The sequence below is a fragment of the Paenibacillus sp. FSL R5-192 genome (assembly GCF_000517845.1).
Lineage (GTDB): Bacteria > Bacillota > Bacilli > Paenibacillales > Paenibacillaceae > Paenibacillus > Paenibacillus amylolyticus.
In genome coordinates, this window is record NZ_ASPR01000002.1 from 341,581 (window position 1) to 359,563 (window position 17,983).

Annotated in this window: 15 protein-coding genes; 7 read left to right on the top strand and 8 right to left on the bottom strand. The window is 46.6% G+C overall.

Translation table 11 applies throughout. From position 1 onward, the window contains the following. Nucleotides 1-6 precede the first annotated feature (6 nt). Complete coding sequence (locus C161_RS01510; RefSeq protein WP_017691786.1) at nucleotides 7-351, bottom strand: Na-translocating system protein MpsC family protein; 345 nt, start codon at nucleotides 349-351, stop codon at nucleotides 7-9. 374 nt (nucleotides 352-725) lie between these two features. Here C161_RS01510 and C161_RS01515 point away from each other — a divergent pair, with 374 nt between their 5' ends. The 3 genes from C161_RS01515 (at nucleotide 726) to C161_RS01525 (ending at nucleotide 4,700) form a co-directional block, all read left to right on the top strand. Continuing rightward, nucleotides 726-1,640 carry a zinc ribbon domain-containing protein gene (locus C161_RS01515; RefSeq protein ID WP_036667872.1) on the top strand — a complete coding sequence of 305 codons (915 nt, stop codon included), beginning with the start codon at nucleotides 726-728 and terminating at the stop codon, nucleotides 1,638-1,640. A gap of 335 nt (nucleotides 1,641-1,975) precedes the next feature. Next, entirely contained in the window at nucleotides 1,976-2,707 is a 732-nt protein-coding gene (locus tag C161_RS31295; protein ID WP_235193707.1) for a DUF3105 domain-containing protein, read from the top strand. A 274-nt stretch (nucleotides 2,708-2,981) separates the two neighbouring features. Continuing rightward, nucleotides 2,982-4,700, top strand: coding sequence for a methyl-accepting chemotaxis protein (locus tag C161_RS01525; protein ID WP_036667873.1), 1,719 nt, complete (start codon nucleotides 2,982-2,984; stop codon nucleotides 4,698-4,700). Between the two features lie 226 nt (nucleotides 4,701-4,926). Here C161_RS01525 and C161_RS01530 read toward each other — a convergent pair whose 3' ends face one another. Beyond that, nucleotides 4,927-5,880, bottom strand: coding sequence for a nucleoside hydrolase (locus C161_RS01530; protein WP_036667874.1), 954 nt, complete (start codon nucleotides 5,878-5,880; stop codon nucleotides 4,927-4,929). Between the two features lie 269 nt (nucleotides 5,881-6,149). Continuing rightward, complete coding sequence (locus tag C161_RS01535; protein ID WP_036667875.1) at nucleotides 6,150-8,381, bottom strand: MMPL family transporter; 2,232 nt, start codon at nucleotides 8,379-8,381, stop codon at nucleotides 6,150-6,152. Nucleotides 8,382-8,559: 178 nt separating this feature from the next. Between C161_RS01535 and C161_RS01540 the strand changes: the two genes are divergently transcribed. Then, nucleotides 8,560-9,186: a TetR/AcrR family transcriptional regulator gene (locus tag C161_RS01540; RefSeq protein ID WP_036667878.1), complete on the top strand. Its 627-nt coding sequence runs from the start codon at nucleotides 8,560-8,562 to the stop codon at nucleotides 9,184-9,186. A gap of 157 nt (nucleotides 9,187-9,343) precedes the next feature. On the opposite strand, the gene C161_RS01545 is transcribed toward C161_RS01540, so the two are convergent. Then, a complete protein-coding gene (locus C161_RS01545; protein WP_036667880.1) occupies nucleotides 9,344-10,141 on the bottom strand; it encodes a hypothetical protein in 798 nt (265 codons plus the stop codon). Between the two features lie 329 nt (nucleotides 10,142-10,470). Here C161_RS01545 and C161_RS01550 point away from each other — a divergent pair, with 329 nt between their 5' ends. After that, nucleotides 10,471-11,061: a GNAT family N-acetyltransferase gene (locus tag C161_RS01550; protein ID WP_036667881.1), complete on the top strand. Its 591-nt coding sequence runs from the start codon at nucleotides 10,471-10,473 to the stop codon at nucleotides 11,059-11,061. A 40-nt stretch (nucleotides 11,062-11,101) separates the two neighbouring features. On the opposite strand, the gene C161_RS01555 is transcribed toward C161_RS01550, so the two are convergent. Beyond that, nucleotides 11,102-11,998: a diacylglycerol/lipid kinase family protein gene (locus tag C161_RS01555; protein WP_036667882.1), complete on the bottom strand. Its 897-nt coding sequence runs from the start codon at nucleotides 11,996-11,998 to the stop codon at nucleotides 11,102-11,104. Between the two features lie 314 nt (nucleotides 11,999-12,312). On the opposite strand from C161_RS01555, the gene C161_RS01560 reads away from it, so the two are divergent. Next, nucleotides 12,313-12,906, top strand: coding sequence for a hypothetical protein (locus C161_RS01560; protein WP_036667883.1), 594 nt, complete (start codon nucleotides 12,313-12,315; stop codon nucleotides 12,904-12,906). Between the two features lie 45 nt (nucleotides 12,907-12,951). Next, the gene (locus tag C161_RS32865; RefSeq protein WP_235193708.1) at nucleotides 12,952-13,104 is read left to right on the top strand and encodes a hypothetical protein; all 153 of its coding nucleotides are present in this window, start codon (nucleotides 12,952-12,954) and stop codon (nucleotides 13,102-13,104) included. Between the two features lie 445 nt (nucleotides 13,105-13,549). On the opposite strand, the gene C161_RS01565 is transcribed toward C161_RS32865, so the two are convergent. From C161_RS01565 to C161_RS01575, 3 genes are read right to left on the bottom strand one after another with little or no spacing between them, the layout of a single operon-like run. Next, complete coding sequence (locus C161_RS01565; protein ID WP_036667884.1) at nucleotides 13,550-15,427, bottom strand: ABC transporter ATP-binding protein; 1,878 nt, start codon at nucleotides 15,425-15,427, stop codon at nucleotides 13,550-13,552. Continuing rightward, nucleotides 15,424-17,151 (bottom strand): ABC transporter ATP-binding protein, encoded by a 1,728-nt coding sequence (locus C161_RS01570; protein WP_036667885.1) that lies wholly within the window; start codon nucleotides 17,149-17,151, stop codon nucleotides 15,424-15,426. Before C161_RS01570 ends, C161_RS01565 begins: the two co-directional genes overlap by 4 nt. Beyond that, nucleotides 17,148-17,690, bottom strand: a complete 543-nt coding sequence (locus C161_RS01575; protein WP_036612904.1) for a MarR family winged helix-turn-helix transcriptional regulator — start codon at nucleotides 17,688-17,690, stop codon at nucleotides 17,148-17,150. Before C161_RS01575 ends, C161_RS01570 begins: the two co-directional genes overlap by 4 nt. Nucleotides 17,691-17,983: the final 293 nt, after the last annotated feature.

Here is a 17,983-nt window from a genome sequence, read left to right on the forward strand (position 1 = left end):
TCCATCCTAGGCCTGTTCCAGAATCACATTTGTGATCGCCCACTGAGTGGACGCATCATAATCCCGTAATATAGCTTCAATTGGCAAACCCATGTGTTGCTCGAGCTTCTCCCGGAATTTCTTCTTATATAAGACAGACATGCGGAAGTCCACTTCCAGCTTTAAGCCGGGGGCCTCCCCTTCCAGGGCGTCAGAGCGCGGTGAACGTCGGTGCTTCGCGTAGAAGGTCACAATATTCTGGTCAATGGTCACTCTCAGGAGAGTGGTGCCAAATCCGAACAGTTCCTTCGAAATTTCGTTATAATACTGGCACATCTTCTTCTTGCTCTCATTGCTGTCCAGTAGTTCCATGAACTCACCCACATCTCTTACTACCGTACATTCGACGTGTTAACACGATTGATTATACATAAATATACGATCATAGGCAACCCAAAAGATATAGTTAACATGAGAATAACACATAAAAGCGAACGATGAGACATTAACAGCTAAAAACAATTCGTCTTAAACCACAGTGAATTTACATTAATATGCCTGCATGTCATTCCTATACTATTGTTGCTTCTACACTCCGTTTTCATACACAGGATTCGAGGCTTTGTTTCAACTTTCCCCAAATGGGTACTAATTCCTGCGAAACATAGACAAACTTCGTCACTAACCGTTAAAATGAGACACAATGTTGACATGTTTTTATTTTCTAGAAATTGGAGGCTTATACCATGAAATGTCCAGTATGCAATCACGAAAATGGAGATGCCCATTTTTGCGAGAGGTGCGGCTCTAATCTAACGCAAACAACCTCATCACCAACTCCTGTACCGAACTCGGAATCTTCTGTTTCCGAACCCGAATATACCCGTTGGTCCAGCACGCAGGCTACCTCTTCCCAGGCATCCGTTCCATCCAACACACCATCCGTCTCCATTCACAAGGAACAGGCGAGAGAATCAACAGGTACCAATGACCATGCTTCTGCAGGAGACAATAGCTCCAATCAGTGGAATAATATTGTGCAGAATGAGAAAGTTCAGCAAGCCAAAGAAGTAAGCAAACAGTATCTATCCTATTTCCTCAGTGTATTGGCCCGTCCTTATCAGACGATGAAAACCGTTGGTGACCAGCATTCCCTAAACGGATGGCTAACGATGGCGCTAATTGCAGTTCTATCTTCTACATACTTCTTAATTACCTTTAGTCGCATAGGCATGGACGGCTTGTTCATTGGTGGATTTTTAAGACCGTTGTTGTTCACCGTCATTATCCTGATTGCCTCTATTGCACTGATGTACGCTATTCTGAAGATTGAAAAAATAACCTTCCGTCCCAAAACACTGGTTGCCCAGTTCGGTACATTGCTTGTTCCTGCTGTCGTATCCCTTGTTCTGGCGAATCTGTTTATTATCATCTCGTATTCCATCGCGATTTCATTGCTTGCTGTCTCGTATATCATTATCTTTGTTGCGCTGAACTCGGTGCTGTTCCAATATCCACTGAATCGTACCCAAGCAGCCATCGACAGCATGTACAGCGTGCTGATCGCCAATGTGGTCGTGTTCTTTATTCTGTATCGATTGTTGGGTGAGATTATCATTGGGCTGATCCGCTTGATGCTTTCGCCGTTTGGACGTCTGTAAACTATATCAGTTGGAATAAAGCTGTTTACACTCGTTACTTCGATGACAGAACAACCTTCCGATCGCTGTTATCTCATTAGATTATATTAAGACGTTCCCTGCTCACACGGGGAAGGTCTTTTCTAGTTTTATAAGGCAGCATTGCGCCGAGCATGTTTCATACACTATAATGTGTAGTGCAAGAGGTATGTTCTTATTTACGTAACAAACACGGAACCAGCAACTCCCGTTACGTAATGAGTGGATTCACCATTGCCACTAACACTACATTGTGTAGTGTATTAATCACTCATTTTACAAAGAAAGCAGAGGAACTCTCTATGGACATGACTCATATGAATCATATGCAAATGGAGCACGAGGCAGATACATCCTACCTGTGGCTCATCGTAGGTGTAATTGTATTGCTGTTCTCCATCGCCGCCTATATCTGGGCATCACGCACACAGGGCAAAATTCTGGGCCACATGAAAAAGAAAGAGCGGGCGGACATTCAGAAAAAAAGTCGGTCCCTTCGGCTGGCTGCACATGTAATGATGGCTATGTCGATTATTACGTTTGGCCTGTTCTTCATGCAAGGAGCAGGTAAAACATATAATGTAGCCGATCTGAAGTCCAACGCGACAATCGACGTAACGGACGATAAATATTACGGGGCAGACCATACGGAGGACCCCATTCAGTATGAGATGACAATTCCAACATCGGGGCCGCATAATCCGCATGATATCAAGTTTGGATTTTACACCGACTTCCCAGGCTATAATTATCTGGTACACAATCTGGAGCACGGGGACATCATCATCTATTATCGTGAGAACGCCAGCGAGGATTTGAAGGAACATCTGAAATACCTCGCCAAATTCCGCGAAGCTGGAGCAGGTATTCTGGCTGTACCCAACAAGGATATTCCCGAAGGCAGTGAAGTCGTGGTGACCGCATGGACCAAAACAATGAAGCTCGACCAATTCGACGATGCCAAAGTAGGTACTTTTATCAATAAATATATTAATCAGGGACCTGAAAAGATTCCTGCCTCTGTTCGCCAGGGCGGCGGAACGATGTAATGACGTAATCACTCAGTCATGTGAAGCCCCTCTATGTAGTGACAATGAGGTGTGTTCCAATGATGAGCATGGTCAATATAGGATTGAAACGAAACTAGCTCCCGGATCAAATTGACTCGGGAGCTAATTCTTTATGGACCGGATGCCGATATTTCAAGGTAGAAAACTGTATATTTGATATACAATACATACGAACCAAAGAAGAACGACAAGCACCAAGTAAAGAGACAAAAAGACGATTGATTTAACAGATCAAGGGGGAACAATTTTACCAATGAACAGTTTGTTTATGAGGATCTTTTTATTTTTTTCCTGTCTGATGCTGGCCGCGGGTGCGGTTCTTGGCATTACCATGTACCGTTCATCGGCTCAACTGGTCGAACAATCCATGGGTATGCAGGCACAGGCTGTGGGTGAACGGGCAGTTGCATTAATTGACACCTCTCTGTATGCACCACTCAGTACCGGACAGGACGAGACAGCGTATTACGGCATATTGCGTGAGCAGCTCAGTCAGCTGCGCGAGGCCAATGGACTCAAGTATCTGTACACCCTTGGTACACGCGAAGAAAATGGAACAAATACATATTTCTACGTTGTGGATGGGGCTGCTGCCGATGTGGCAGAGGATGACTTCTCCCCTTACGGTTCCGCAGAAGAGACCCATTATGAAGGAATGCTGCAAGCTTTTGAACAGAATGAGCCTATTCGGGGCGAACTCACACAGGATGAATATGGCGCTACCATTACAGCATATGTGCCGATCCATGGGGCTGACGGGAAAGTACTAGGATTGGTCGGTGCGGATCTGGATTCCACTGCGGTCTATGAACTGATGTCCCGCAACCGTATGACCATGATCTGGACAGCCTTGGCTATTGTTTTGTTGAGTGTCTTGCTGGTATATGGATTCGCCCATTACTTGACCCGACCATTGGTGAAGTTGAAGAAGTTAATCACCCAGGTAGGAAAAGGCGACCTGACCGTCAACGTTGAACTTAGTCGCAAGGACGAGGTGGGACAGCTCGCTTCCGAGTTCAAACATCTGGTTACAGGTACCCGTGATGTCATGACGGGCATCCGTCAAAGCTCCGACTCTCTGCTACAAGCTGCAGAAGGAGTATCGAAACATTCACAGGCGACTGCTGAAGCCAGCCAGCGCATTGCCGAACATACCAATCATACGGCCAGTGGAGCTGCTGAACAGGTGGCTCGTGCGGGTGAAGTTACGGTAGCGATGGAAGAGATCACACGCAGCATGCAGCACATTGCGAATTCTTCTTCTATGGTCGCCGATGTATCACAGGAAACGACCAATAATGCGGTGCAAGGTCAAGCCAACATCAACACGGCGATGGACAGTATGGACAAAATTCATCAGGCGAATGTGCAGATGGTGGCCTCCACCTCTCAGCTGGAGCAGTACTCAGGTAAAATTGAGTCGGTGGCACATCTGATGAAAGGCATCGCTTCACAGACCAATCTGCTCGCACTTAATGCAAGTATTGAAGCGGCTCGTGCAGGAGAGTATGGCAGCGGGTTTGCGGTGGTTGCCTCAGAGGTTCGCAAGCTTGCGGGGGAATCAGAGCAATCGTCCCAGCATGTAACCGAACTGATCGCCGAGATGACACGCCAGACTGCCCTGTTGTCAGAACATATGTCTGCCAGCACATCAGCAGTCCAATCCGGTCTCGCTGTTGTTCAGGAGGCAGGCCGTTCATTCACATCCATTCATACCGGGATTGAGACGATGAATGAACGTCTGCACGAAGTATCCGCAGCATCTGAGCAGCTGTCTGCCAGTGCAGAAGAAGTGTCCGCTTCCGTCGAGGATATGGAACATATCTCACGCGAATCCTCTTCGAGCATCCAGAAGGTATCGCACGCTACCGGAAGCCAACTGCAATCCATGGATGAGATGAGTGCATCCGCCGAATCGCTGCGGGTATTGTCCAGTGAGCTGAACGGATTGATTGGTCGATTTAAAATATAGCGGGCAGCTAGATTACTATATAGATTGAACTAAAGAATATTCACACTTGCCACTTCGATGACAGAACAACCTTCCGATCGCTGTTATCAATCTATATAAATCAGCCCAAAACAAAAAGCCGCACGGCAGGGACGGGATTATGGGGTTCAACCCCATATCCAGACCACTGCCTGCGGCTTTATTTTTGTTGTACCTTTAATGTTGGCAAGCCTTACGGCTGCCTGAATTAGTAGCGCTGCGGAGCAGCTTTTTTACCCAAATCCGTCATATACTTAAAGAACGCTTCCGGATCGGTATCATACACCAGTTGTACTGGACGTCCGTCTGCTTGCTCCACCGTGCGGCCTTGGCTAGGACCATCCGGGATGACAATACAGTTTACGGTTTTTTTCTTCACGATGTCCTCGCGTCCAACGGAAGCCGTTGTCAGCACATCCCACAGATAGTATGTGGAATTTGTCTCACTGTACACCAGTGGCGGACAACCTGCGTAACAGTTACCCAAGAAGTCAACGCCTTCGAAGCGACGCTCTGCTGCCCAGCGGTTACGAACGGCTGGAGTCAAAGGTACTTTGTTCGTGCTTTCCAGTGCAACCAGATCGATCTGGATACCACTCTGCCATACACGGTAAGCCGCTTCCGGGTCCCAGAATACGTTCCACTCTGCTGTGCCATCATGCTCAGGTTCTTCTACGTTACCACGCTCAAATGTACCGCCCATCCATACCAGCTTGTCAATTTTCTCTTCAATGTCTGGTGCTTCGTCCAGTGCACGCGCAAGGTCTGTCAGTGGGCCTGTGAACAGGAGCAACGTTTTGCCTTCGGTATTGCGCACTTTCTCGATCAGATGCTGGTGTGCCGGAATGGCAGAGAGTGGTGCTTCCATTTTGCCGGACTCGTTCAGTACAGGAAGTGCATCTACATAGAAGGAATGCAGTCTCCACGCCGCAGGAAATGGATTTTTCCCTCTGGAGTTGGATTTGGATACCTCTACGGAATATGTACCGAAACGATCGATAATTTTACGGCTGGCATCTGTTGCTGGCTCCAGATATCCGTCTGCCGGAATAACCGATACGCCGGTTACATGTACATTGTCCATTTGCAGAAGCATGAACAGCGATACGAGGTCATCCACGCCGCCGTCATGGTTAAAATACACATTAAGTTGGTTCGTCATGCTTGCTTTCATCCTTCCCCTGGTTGTCCCATTGATGTTGATCATCCGTCTGCTCAAGGCCGACGCTCTCTCTATTATGTCCCATAACCCTTGGCTACGTAAACCTTCCCCATGCAAAGAAAACAAGGATCACGCCTCATCCTGCGGATATTTTACAGTTCCACCATTCCATCTCAGGAGGACAACTGGTAGAGGTCATCATCGTTAGGAAAATAAAGAAATGGACAGCAGGCTTGAAGCCCCGCCGTCCATCTCACCCAATCCATGCATTACATGGACTGGTTTTGTTTCTCCTCATTCTTCTCTGCAATCGGAACATACTTGCCTGGCCAGAAGGCCCATTTACCCAGCAATGCGGTGATCGCCGGTACCATGAACGGGCGAACCAGGAAGGTATCCAGCATCACACCAACGGCTGTGATTATACCAAACTGCACCAACACCTGAATTGGCAATGTAGCAAGTACCGCAAACGTTCCTGCCAAGATCAGACCTGCAGATGTAATAACAGAGCTTGTCTCGCCAACACCTTCTCTAATCGCTTGACGAAGCGGCATCGTTTTGCGTTTCTGCCAGATGCTAGAGATCATGAAGATGTTGTAGTCTTCACCCAGTGCCACGAGGAATACGAAGGAATACAGCGGAATCGCTCCCTGAATGGCATCTGCGCCAAGTCCGTAGTGAATGATGATCCAACCCAGACCCAGTGCAGAGAAATACGACAGAACAACCGTTGCAATCAGATACGCCGTAGCTACAACTGAACGCAGGTATAATAGTAATAACAATGTAATCATGCCGATGACCACTGGAATAATGATCTTGGCATCCCGTTCTCCGGTTACTTCAATGTCATACTGTTCAGCCGTCTGACCATCGATCCAGACCTGACTGTCCACATTAGCTACTCCAGCGTCTTGAAGCGCCTGTTCCGCAGTAGCTCGCAGATCTGGAATATGCTGCATTGCCTCCATGGAATATGGATTCAGATTAAATTCCACATCAAAGGCGGTAATGTTGGCATTCTCGGCACCCTGCTGAGCATCGCCTACTTTGCTAATGTAATCCAGCGATTCGAGACGTTGCTTCAGATCAGTTTCTTTGCCTTCGGCATCAACGATCACTTTCACTGGAGCCAGCTCACCTTGGGAGAATTGTTCGCCGATGACGGTGAAACCTTCGCGGGAAGGCACATCCTCCGGGAAGGAAGACAATAGATCATACGTGAATTTTACCTGAGTAGAGAATGCCGCCAGTCCTCCCAGCAATACCAACGTAATTGCAAGAACGGTCCATGGCTTTGTCACTACAACACGGCCAATCCAGCTTTCCTTCACTTTGCGCGGGGCAGGAGCCGGTTTGCCTTTTTTCTTCGCACGCCCCACTTCCATCTCATGTGTACGTGGTACGAACGGATAGAATGAACCCCGACCGAAGATCGCGAGGAGCGCCGGAACCAGCGTCAGACTTGCAATAAACATAATAAAGATGGACAGACTGAATGGTACGGCAAAGCGATGATATGCACCGTATTCAGCCAGCAACAGTACCAGTAGTGCTGCAACGACCGTGAATCCACTCATGGCAATGGCGCCAGAAGATCCGGTGATTGCCTGGAAGATGGCTTTCTTTTTGTCCGGCTCATGATAGAGAATTTGGCGGTATCTGGAGATCATGAACAGGCAGTAATCCGTTCCTGCTCCAAATAACAACACGGTCATGATCGAAATGGACTGTGCATCCACTGTAATCCAGCCCTGATCCGCCATGAATCCGAGAATGGGGCTTGTCACCATATACGCGAATCCAACGGCAATGATCGGGATAATCGCCAATACCGGCGAGCGGTAGATCAACAGCAACAGTACTAATACCAGTACAACCGTAGCGATCAGCAAGGATACATCGGCGGAGGAGAATAGCCCGCTCGCATCAATGGATATCCCTACTGGCCCTGTCACACGGGCAATCAGAGTATTGGTATCATCTATGGCTACATCGAACGGATTTGCCCCGAAGATGTCTTGTGTTTTTTGCTCAAGTGCTTCAATAGCTTCCTTCAATTGTTCTGAATCGGCACCTTCATTGAAGAAAAGTGGCATAACCAAAGTACTTCCGTCTTCCGAAAGCTGACCTTTCAATGCCTGTGGTGGTAATTGATAGAGTGGCACAACGGACTGTTGTTGTTCTACCGGATCTTGATCCAGTCGCTCCGTTAATGCCTGAATGTTCTGAATCTGCTCATCCGTCAGACCGCCAGCTTGACGCCATACGATCAGCGCGGGCAATCCTTCACCACCAGGGAATTCCTTCTCGGCAAGTGCAGCTGCCTGAACCGATGGTTTGGATTCACTCAGATCCTGTGCGTTATTGGTTTCACGATCACCTACAGCAGGCCATACCATGCCAAGCACAACGGCGATAATGATCCATACCAACAGCGTAATCCATTTGCTTCGTTTGCCGGCAACCCAGCGGCCGTAACCCGAACCTTCCTGCATTGTCTCTTCATCTCCCTATTCTGTTTCTATGAAGCCCTAATATATATGATGGTGTAGTAATGAACCACGGGTCATAGTATAATCGAGTTAATTATATATACCGGAAGGTTAATTTTGCAATGCCTAATTTTGTGAACACTTCTAACAAGCAATTAAATACGTAAAGAGGTATGTACTTATGAGCAAAAAAACAAACATTCCCCGTTCACCGGGTAGACCCAAAACAGCTGTGGATCAAGCATCTGTGCAATCCAACATATTGATGACCGCGTCACGTCTGTTTATGGAATACGGTTATGAACCCGTCTCTCTCCAGCAGATCGCTTCGTTATGTAATGTGACCAAAGCATCAATCTATTATCATTTCACCAGCAAAGCCGACCTGTTCACCGTTGCCATAACCCGCATGATGGCGATGGGCATGCAGCAGACTTCGCTACGCCTGGATGAACCTGGTACGTTGCAAGAACGACTGGTTAAGGTTGCTGAAGCGAAGATGCAGCATTCCCATATTGAAACGGAGACCATGATGCGAGAAGCCGAGAAACATCTGGACACGGAGCAACTCGCTCAGATTCGGGAAGCAGAGGTTCGCATATTCGAAGTACTAGCTACCCATTTTCAGAAGGAGATGGATAATGGTTATTTGCGGGTCGGGAACCCGATGCTGCTTGCCCATGCATTTACGTCACTGCTGATGCTCGCAAACCGCGAAGATGTACGCAACATGAATGGCGGCAGCATTGAGGAACTCGCGCAGGAACTGGTGGCACTATTTCTGGATGGAGCGGTTAAGCGGAACTAAAATATATAGCTGTATCTCAAAAGCAGTTATGTCAAAAAAACCATCGGGCGATGCAATGAACACACCTACCGATGGTTTATTGGTTGAAATCTAATCATGATTATAGGACTCTGCTCCTGAAAATTTTGAATTGTTCCTGTAATTACTTCCCTGTTACTTAGTCGACAGTGATATAAATAGATATATTAGGACCATCACTACTATTCTCCGTATAGAATTTACCTTCACCCGTTGGTCTTCCGTTTTTAAACATGCCCACATAGACTAACTTACCGTTTAAGTACCCTTTACCTTTGCCGGTAATAGCTCCATTTTTAGCCTGCCCATCATAGATGATTACACCATCTTCGTACAATTTAATTTTGCCAGAATACGTGGGTACTCCTTTATCAAATGCACCAACATAGGCAATTTCTCCATATTGATATGCTTTACCTTGTCCCTGTGGCAAACCATTCTTAAACGTACCCTGATAGAACATTTCACCATATTCTGTATACCACTTACCTTGACCATGAAACGAACCATTCAAAAAATCGCCCTTATATTTAACCGTTCCATCTGGATAATATTCGGTACCCTTACCTGAAGGAAGCCATGTTTCCTTATCCACCTTACCAACATAATTAAACTTTCCATTTGGGTAATAAGTCTTTCCCTGTCCATTAGAAATATCCGAGTACAGCTTTCCATCTGCGTTATACCTTTTTCCTTCATGAGGCCTCCCCGCTACAAACTTACCTTCAAAGCTCTTCTTCCCATTTGGAAAGTAGGATATTCCTTTACCATTAGGAACACCATTTTTGACTTCTCCTACATATCTGTGTTTTTCTCCAGAAAGAGTGATATAGATCTCTTTTTTCGCTGCTGAGACCTGTCCAGGTGAAGTAAACAGCGGTGTAACCAAAATTAAAAAAACAGTAAACCACTTCAAACAATTCTCTAACTTTCGCATTTCGTTAAATCCCCATTTCTATTCTTATAGAATCTATCGTCCTGCTAAGGTAAACTGATACGTCTCTTTAAGACTATGAATGTCTGGTTTACTACAACGCAGCTATGTATACAGTACAGCAAATCAAAATATGTAATTCGAGCAGAGTAATACGAATCTTCAAACTAGGTTTCTCTTCGACTTAGCAAGCACGACAATACTTATATCGACCATTATAGCTACAAGCATGAGAAAATATGGTAAAGTGTTGTTAATTATCTATTTCCCGTTGATTAATACGATACATAACATGAATAACACTAGCCTTGAACTCATAGGAGGAAACAACAATGTCACCACCAAAACCATCCCCACGCATCCCCCGTCTGCTGGAAACAAAGCGCATATACCTGCGTCCTTTCGAGATTACAGATGTGGATACTTACTTCCCTGGCCTGTTTGATGCCGAAATGCGTAGGCTGACGGGAACACAGAACAGTTTCACACGCGCTCAGGTCGAACGTTATGTTGAGAGCGCTGCACAAGATGACACCAGACTCATGCTACTTATTGCTTTACAGGAAAATGACCAGATCATTGGAGATGTCGTCCTCATGGACATGCATACCAAGAATCGCAGTGCACATATCCGGGTTGCCATCGATCAGGCGGAGCATCAAGGAAAAGGTTACGGTAGCGAGGCGTTGCTACTTATGCTGGACTACGGCTTCGGAATCTGTAACCTGCATCGAATCGAGCTTGAGGTGTACGCCTTCAACGAGCGAGCCATTCGCACTTATGAGAAGCTTGGATTCCAGCGCGAGGGTGTGAAGCGGGATGTCTTGTTCTACAATCATCAATACCATGATGCCATTCAGATGAGCATGCTGGAGGATGAGTTCAGGCAACGTCATATGAGAGATCAGCCAGAGAGTGTTTAAGTTTTCGATCAGCTAAAATCAAACCAAAAAACCGGGGGATTTAATAACCCTCCCCGGTTAGAAACTTCAGATGACCCGTCAGCACCGAAAGCTCGGCGGGTGTCTTCATATACAATTCGCCATCCGTATCGGCTGACATCGGCGCATCCGTCTTCACTTTTAACGTAGATGCCTTGAAGTATGAAATACTCTCACTCTGAGGTTGCCATTCTCCCTCTGGCTTGTGCGACAGAATCTCTCGCAGCAGCGGAATGCCTGTCTCATGAATAATGAGCACGTCCAGTTCGCCATCCTGCAACGCATCCGGTGCAAAGGGTAATGCATTTGTTCCCAGAAAACGGCCATTGGCTGCATAGATCATCACCGCTTCGCCTTCCATCTCTTTCCCATCCGCCTCCAGTTGGTAACGAAACGGCTCTGTATGACTAATTGTCTGTAAAGTGCTGATAAAATAACTGAGCTTACCCAGCGCGCCTTTCAGATTCTCGTTAATATTCTGCGATGCATCACTGATCAAGCCAATGCCGAAAAAGTTCGTGAACACCCGATCATTAGCTCGTCCAACATCAATGGATACCACCCGACCCGCCAGCATTTCTTGTGCCGCAATCTCTGCATCCGGTGAAATCCCGAGTGAACGGGCAAAGTCATTACAGGTGCCTCCAGGCAATATACCAATCAACGGAGGATGTTTCAGATCGGCCAGTCCATTCACGCATTCATGCACCGTGCCATCCCCACCCAGGATAAACACCACATCGAATTGCTCCCCGCGTTCACGACACAACTTCTCTCCTTCACCAGCTTCATCCGTACGCACAATGACGAGTTCATGGACAGCAGGAGCCAGCACACCAGCCACAAGGCCTACTGTATTCTCACGACTGGCCTTGCCCGAATGATGATGATGAATTAACAACGCTTTGTTAAACTCCATCCCTCTTCCTCCATTCCAATGTTTGTTAACCTTTACCCACAAAGGTTGAAGCCGTAAACAAGCCCTTCGCTACACACTCATCATGATTCCAAATAGGTTTCCCAATCAGGTATGCATCCTAATCCTCATTCATTCGTAATAGCTAGATGACCCGTTTATCCATAAACCATTTCCTTGTTTAACCAGATGTATGCATGGAAAAAAGGTTTCTCCGCACCTTAATGTCATAAGGCTGCAAATTTTGCTGGTGAGAACCCATTCAAATTGAGTCAAAACGGTTATATCTATACCATATACGAATGGAGGGATTCCCTATGATTCCGGCAACGTTGGAACAATTGGAGCAAGTTCGCAAGGAATGCCGTACCATGGTTCGCAAAAGAGCTACCGCATCTGCCGGTACAACACTCGTTCCGCTACCCGGTACAGACGTACTGGCTGATGTGGGGATGCTGATGCAGCTGTTGCCTGCCATTAACAATAAATTCGGATTATCACAAAAACAGCTGGACGGCATGGACCCCGAGACCAAATCCATGATCTATGGATTCGTGATGTCCATCGGAAGCAAAGTCATTGGTCGTATGATCACCAAGGAATTGGTTGTCCAGGTTCTGAAAAGAGTCGGCGTACGCGTAGCCACCAAATCCGTCGCCAAATTTGTCCCATTTGCAGGACAGGGATTGGCTGCCGCACTCAGCTTCACAGCCATGCGCTATGTGGGTAACAAACATGTGGATGACTGTTATGAGGTTGTCAAACGCATGATTGAGCAGCGCGAATTAATCCCGGGTGAACCCGCTCCGTCTGCGCTGGAGGAAGCTAACAGCGACGACGTGAAGGCAGAAGTAAAGTCGGTCTCTAGCAATGACACTGATGAACCTGCGAACGATTCTAAGGATCAGTAAAATGCGGGTCATGCCCTGTTCAAACAGAGGCATACAAAGTATCTCATGACCAATCTGGATGTCCCAATCGGTGATCTTATGCCCGTGTGGTTGTATCTCGATTGGTGTACGATGAATTCAAAATATAAACAAACGGGACAAAGCAGTGTAGTTACACCGCTTCGTCCCGTTTTTATTTTTGCAGCATGGCATATGTAAGACAATTATGACTAAGGTTTATTAGAATATTTTAACGAACTCAGCACACTCTAATAGGCACAATTCCACAATACCGGCGTTCTAACGAATCATAGACACTTTATTTCCGCATTCTGCAGTTTATTTTACCGCTTTGTGTTGCTTATCAGAGAAATAACATGTCTCAAGTTCGTTAGAATTGGGAGTGCTTGATAATCCTCCATATAAGGTGTCTACGATTCGTTAGCATGGACGAAGGATGAACCCTCATCCTGTCTGCACCTCACGCAAACAACTGAAAGGCTGACGAGCACCACAACCCAATTACTATGCCAACGTTCCTTCATACCTTATAGATCCATCGTATCCAAACGAACACATTAGAATCGACTCCTCTGGATACACGACAAATAGCCGGGAGCACCCCTAAGAGTGCTCCCGGCTATTCTAGTTAGTTACAGTGTAATCAGATCGCCTGCGGTTGTTGCTCCGCAAACTGACTATTGTACAGATCGGCGTAGAAGCCCTGACTTGCCATCAATTCATCATGATTACCCTGTTCAATCACGTTACCATGATCCATAACAAGGATCAGATCGGCGCCGCGAATGGTAGACAAACGGTGTGCAATGACAAAGCTCGTGCGATCCTTCATCAGATCATTCATTGCTTTCTGGATAAATACTTCGGTCCGTGTATCCACGCTACTCGTCGCTTCATCCAGAATGAGGATGGCCGGGTTCGCCAGAATCGCTCTTGCAATGGTCAGCAATTGTTTCTGCCCTTGAGAGATGTTCGACGCCTCTTCATTCAGCACCGTATCATAACCATCAGGCAGTGTACGAATAAAGTGATCCGCATGTGCCGCAACGGCTGCCTTGATTACATCCTCTTCCGTAGAACCTTCTCGACCATAGGCGATGTTGTCCCGAATCGTTCCGTTGAACAACCAGGTATCCTGAAGCACCATGCCGAACAGACTGCGCAGCTTACCACGCTCCATGTCCTTAATGTCTGCACCGTCAATCGTAATCCGACCATCCTGAATTTCGTAGAAACGCATTAACAGGTTGATCAGGGTGGTTTTACCGGCTCCCGTTGGTCCAACAATGGCTACCGTCTGTCCCGGTTTTACATCAATATTCATGTTATGAATGAGCAGTTCATTTTCTTTATATCCAAAATTAACACCTTGGAATGCAACCGCACCTTTAGGCTGCTGTAATTGCACGGGTTGTTTGGACTCCGGAACTTCTTCCTCTTCATCCAACAACTCGAATACACGTTCCGCCGAAGCAATCGTTGATTGAATAATATTCGAGATATTTGCAATCTGGTTAATCGGTTGTGTAAATTGACGGGAATATTGTGTGAAGGCCAGAATATCCCCGATAGAGATCGATCCGCGTGTAACAAAAATCCCACCAACCACACAGATCAGCACATAACCCAAGTTACCCACGAAACTCATGAGCGGCATAATAATACCCGAGATAAACTGGGCTTTCCAGCCGGATTCATACAGTTCTTCATTGACCTTCTCAAATTGCTGTACGGATTGTTCTTCGCGTCCAAATGCTTTGACGACCTTGTGTCCCGTGTACATCTCTTCGACATGACCATTCAGTTCCCCAAGGGATTTCTGTTGACCCGCAAAGTGTTTTTGCGAACGAGATGCAACCAGCATGACAACAACTACACTGAGTGGCAACGTCAAAATCGTGATCAGCGTCATCCATGGACTAATCGTCAGCATCATGATAATTACGCCGACAATTGTGACGATAGACGTAATGAACTGTGCCAAACTTTGCTGAAGTGTATTACTGATATTGTCCACGTCATTCGTGGCACGGCTAAGTGTCTCCCCAGTTGTGCGGGAGTCAAAATATTTCAAAGGAAGACGTCCAACCTTCGCACTGATCTGCTCACGCATGTCATACACAACACGTTGGGCCACACCGGCCATCAGGTATTGCTGAACATACATAAATGCAGCACTGAACAGATAGAGTCCGCCAAGCAGGTATAATACTTTTATTAATGCAGGAAAATCAATCCCGGCTCCCTGTACACCCTGAAGGATGGCGATGGCGCCTTTACTGAGAATATCCGTTCCTTCGGCCATAATTTTTGGACTGATGATGCTGAATACGGTACTCAAAATGGCTGCAACCAGCACACCTAACAGACGAGAACTATGGGGCTGGAGATAACGAATCAAGCGACGCAGTGTGCCTTTAAAATCTTTTGCTTTCTCAGCGGGAGGTCGCATGCCCATTCCGGGACCTGGACCCGGCCCACCATGGGGACGAGGCGACTTACGTTCTGTACGTTCACTCATGCGATCTCCTCCTCTGTCAGCTGGGAGGATACAATCTCGCGATACACTTCATTGTGCTCCAGCAGCTCTTTATGTGTTCCTGAACCGACAATTCGGCCCTCATCCATAACCAGAATGCGATCTGCATCCATTACTGTACTTACGCGTTGCGCAACAATCAGCACAGCCGCTTCTGTCGTTTCGGACTTCAGCGCAGCACGAAGTTTAGCATCCGTTTTGAAATCGAGAGCAGAGAAACTGTCATCAAAGATATAAACTTCCGGACGGCGAACAAGTGCGCGAGCGATGGACAGACGTTGCTTTTGTCCACCAGATACGTTGTTACCACCTTGAGCGATAAGGCTGTCATATCCCTCTTTCATCTCGGTAATGAAGTTCTCCGCCTGAGCCGTGCGGGCCGCATGAACAACTTCATCCATTGTGGCATCATCTTTCCCGTGACGAATATTCTCCGTAATCGTACCCGTAAAGAGGACTGCTTTTTGTGGTACAAAGCCAATTTTGGCACGCAGATCTTCCTGCCGAATTTCACGCACATCCGTACCATTTACCCGAACACTGCCTTCGGTCACATCATAAAATCGTGGAATAAGGCTGAGCAATGTCGATTTCCCAGAACCCGTACCACCGATAATGGCTGTTGTCTCACCTGAGCGAGCTGTGAAGGAGATATTGGACAAAGCTGGATTCTCTGCGCCCGGATAACGGAAAGTTACATTGTCAAACTCAATCATACCCTGCATGGATTTCATACCACGAGGCTGCTCGGGATTGCTAAGATCCGGCTGCATATCAAGCACTTCGTTAATCCGTTCTGCCGATGCTGAAGCTCTTGGAATCATGACAAAGATCATCGAAACCATAATAAGTGAGAACATGATCTGCATTGCATATTGGATGAAGGCAATCAATGCACCGATGTTCATATTACCAGTGTCGATCCGCATTCCACCAAAATAAAGGATGGCAATCATCGAAAAGTTCATAACCAGCATCATCACAGGCATGATGGTCGCCATGAGCACATTAACTTTGATCGATGAATCTCTCAGTTCTGTATTGGCCCCGTTAAAGCGCACTTTCTCATGCTCCCCACGGTTAAAGGAACGAACAACCCGAATCCCTGTTAACTGCTCACGCAGCACCAGGTTGAGTCGGTCCAGCTTTTTCTGAATGGTTTTGAACAAAGGTAAACCCTTGGCACCAATCAGCGCAATAGCTCCACCGAGTACCGGAAGCACGACCAGGAAAATCGTAGATAATTTGGCGTCCTGAGATACCGCCATGAAGATACCCCCGATACACATGAGCGGAGCCATAATCATCATGCGCAACATCATCGTAAGTACATTCTGTACCTGTGTGATGTCATTCGTCGTACGCGTAATCAGCGAAGCAGTACCCATCTTATCGAACTCTTGGAGAGAGAAGTTCTCCACATGGCGGAATACTCTGCTACGCAGTTGTTTGGCAAATCCACCCGCTGTTCGAGATGAGAGATAACTGGCAATCACCGAACACGCTGTTCCGCCAATCGCGATGACCAACATCCATCCACCAATCTGCCAGATATACGGGATATCCCCTTTAATGATGCCGTCATTCACAATATCTGCCATTAACGTAGGCAGGTACAATTCAGCAAGCGACTGAAACAGTACCAACACCAGAATAAAAATAATCGGAATTTGGTATGGCTTCAGCATGCGAAACAGTTTCATCATGGCTTATCATCTCCTCTTGTCGAATCATCCTTTTGCAAGGAAGTTAATGTATCAAAAAAGGTGTATACCTTTGTCAACAACTCAGCCAGCTGAGTACTGTCTTGCTCACCCAAATGCTCAACTAACTTATTGAATATTTCCATGCGTTCTTGGTGAGCAGCCCGAATAATTTCACGACCTGCTTCAGTAATCGTGATGCGGACAGCACGGCGATCCTCCGGGTCCATCGTCCGTTTGACCAGCCCCTCATCTTCAAGGCCACGAATAACAGGTGTAATGGTCGGTGACTTCACTCGTAGCAATGCGCTGATTTCCGAGACTTTCATCCCGGGGTGATTGGATTCGATCGTGTCATTGAAATCAGGCGGATTGTCCTGCCAGTTCAATTGTTCTCCCGGATGCATCCCGTGGAGTAAACAACCCAGCACCATAATTTCATTGTGATTGCGCCCATGAGGTTTATGTTGCCTCCATTTGCCTTTATTAAACTGCATAATGGAGTACAAAAGCTTCTGAGCGACCGGATCTATACCAGTCATAATGCGTCCCTCCTTCTTTCTTTATCATTCCATAGACATCCAACATCATAGGACATCTATTAAATAGTAATACAATTAAATAGATGCACAATTAATTAGGTGTACTAAGTATATTATCGCAAGAAGCCATTGTCAAACATCTAAAAATAACCAACATAAACCCATAACCAAGAGCATACACGCGCTTGATTATGGGTTTTGTCATATGGCCTCCATTGGAGCCCACTATAGTTATTATGTACAATTCCATGAATTCAACTTATAAAGAAACTCCCGTTCATTACTCCGGTGGA